The following is a 2790-nucleotide window of genomic DNA, read 5'->3' as shown; positions in this document are numbered from 1 at the left end:
AGCTTGTAAACTCCTCGAGGGAGCCTTCATACTCCCGAAAGGGAGATAATACAGAAAGCGTTATAGAGATAACCTTTCAACCCGTATACAAGAGGGGACGTATTCTTGTAAGCCCTTTGTAAGGTATAAACCTTACCAGTCCAGAGTTGAACTATATACAACTACATGATGAGCCGAAGATATAGCTGACATCAAAACTTCGCCATGAAGTAAACTGGAGCCTTTTGAGAGTCTTACACTCTCCAGTCATAGTTGGACTATACACAACTACAAGGCGAGCAATAAAACGATTGCCGACGTCTCTTTTTAACTAATAAGATACGACTTAATGTCCAGGGTTTATTTAAAACCACAGGGTAAAACATTAAGAAAGTAATTACAATATAGACAAAGTGATTAGTCGCAACATTAATCAACATAATATTAAAGTTAAGCGTAATACTAACTTTAAGGTTGATAATGAAGGGGCAATAGAGAATCATGTCTACAATATATTATTGGTAAAATATCAGGTGTAAAAGCCTATTTATTTCACTCGAGCAGTTTTATGAGCAGTGCATAAGCTGTTATTGCCATTGTTGGAACGAGCTAGCAATTAAGCGAGAGCGTGAGCCAACCTACTTTATGGCGAGTAGTAGTCTAGGGATAGTGCGAGACGGGTAACGGTCTGGTGCGGAGCTTCCCGACAATGTACCCCCTTGAGGAATAGCAAGGTTAGTGTAACCGTGAGGTGAAACTAAGTAATAACCAGTAGCAGGTTATGAGGGGCTAGACTGAATAGAAAGATGAACGTAAGTGAATAGATGATAAACGTCGTAATGCTGACAAAGCCAAAGCTACTGATAGGCTTTAACCAAAAGGTGCATAGTGGGTTATTCCTTTTTATCGTGGGAATACGCCATCATACGACTATCGGCGGACAGTCTACATCTTAACTATTCGTGTGGTAATAACGGAACTTGGTAAGCCTGTACATTTGCCGTCCACAATTCAGCAACCGTATATATACGGAAAATGGAAGAGTGTACGGCAGGCAGAGCGTAAGCAATGCTGTTGAGTGTGCAGGTAAAGGAGGTTAGAGAAAGCGAAGGGTTGGCTGTAATGGCTAACATAGGGTGTGAAACATAACCTAACCCGAAAGGGTGCAGACTTCTAACTGGTCTTCCGTCGCAAGATGACGGGCTAATCCTTTAGTGGATAATTTCTAATGGAATTATTTTAGGCGAGGGATGAGCTGACGAATGCCTAACAGTTTAAAATGAATTATTGGGAAGTAATTCATCTGTGACAAGCAGACGCCAAACTCAAAACTCAATCATTAACCATGTTACATCGTGGTAGAGTTATTTGATTTACTGAATAACTACCACCGTAACGTGGTGGTTCCTTGGTAGTTATTCACCAAAATCAAGTAATTTCTGCTACTTCTTGTATCAAGAGGTAAGTATGAAAGAGCAAGCTCATAATAGCTTAAAGGCTAATAAGAGTCCAGCTCCAGCGACCTCTGACATGGCTCGTAAATGGCACAGTATTGACTGGGTCAAAGCAACAAGACATGTTAAAGGATTGCAGAGTAGGATTGCGAAAGCGACACTTGAGAATAATTGGCGCAAAGTGAAAAGATTGCAAAGATTATTAACACGCTCGACTTATGCTAAGCAATTAGCAGTAAGAAGAGTGACTGAAAACAGAGGTAAAAGGACTACGGGAGTTGACAAAGTAGCATGGTCAACTGCCGAGGCAAAATGGCAAGCGATTGCAACGTTGACAAGTAAGGGATATAAACCCATGCCACTTAGGCGAGTATATATCCCAAAGTCTGATGGAAAGAAACGCCCTTTGGGTATTCCGACTATGAAAGACAGAGCAATGCAAGCGCTTTATCTATTTGCCCTTCAGCCTGTAGCAGAAACAACAGCGGACAAAGGCTCCTATGGGTTTCGCATTAATCGGTCAACGGCAGATGCGATAACACATATACATCGAATATACTCGCACAAAGGGAGGGAAACAAACCAACCTGCGCAGTGGGTATTAGATGCAGATATACAGGGCTGTTTTGACCATATTAGCCATGAATGGTTAATAAATAATATCCCAATGAATAAAAGGATATTAAAGAAATGGTTAAAATCGGGCGTTGTGGATATGGGGCAGGTAAAAGCAACGGAGGAAGGAACACCGCAAGGCGGCATAATTTCCCCGACACTAGCGAATATGGCGTTAGATGGCTTAGAGAAAGTGCTCGCTGAACACTTCGGTGAAAAAGCAAGTAAGAAAATCAGGCAACATAAAACGTACATGGTAAGGTATGCGGATGACTTTGTCATATCAGGGATTTCGAAAGAGTTACTGGAAGAAAAGGTTATCCCAGTGGTTAAGGCGTTTCTCAAAGAAAGGGGATTAACTCTATCGGAGAGAAAAACCAACATCGTGCATATCGAGCAGGGTTTTGACTTTTTAGGTTGGACGGTAAGAAAGTTTAACAAGAGTATCATTATCAAACCGAGTAAAAAGAATGTGAAAGCATTTTATAACAAGGTAAGAGAGAGGATAAAGAAGTTAAGCATGATAAAACAAGAAGACTTAATAAAAATACTTAACCCAATGATAAGGGGGTGGGCAAACTACCACCGAAGTCAAGTCGCCAGTGAAGCTTATGGGCATATGGATGCATTAATATGGCGGGCTTTATGGAATTGGAGCAAAAGACGACACAGCAAGAAAGGCAAACGTTGGATTAAAGAGAAATACTTTAAAACAACCGCTAATCGAGTGTGGAACTTTGGT

The 2790-nt window shown here is 41.0% G+C and carries 1 protein-coding gene; it reads left to right on the top strand.

Annotation, left to right across the window (positions count from 1 at the left end; all coding sequences use genetic code 11):
- Positions 1 to 1446: 1446 nt before the first annotated feature.
- Positions 1447 to 2790 (top strand): group II intron reverse transcriptase/maturase (ltrA, locus tag A9G42_RS11940; RefSeq protein ID WP_065653531.1); only part of this gene is annotated, 1344 nt, incomplete at its 3' end.

Source organism: Gilliamella sp. Nev6-6, from assembly GCF_001690605.1.
In the GTDB taxonomy this organism is placed as follows: Bacteria; Pseudomonadota; Gammaproteobacteria; order Enterobacterales; family Orbaceae; genus Gilliamella; species Gilliamella apicola_C.
The sequence above is the reverse complement of the archived record's forward strand: the minus strand, read 5'-3'. Positions and strand labels throughout refer to the sequence as shown.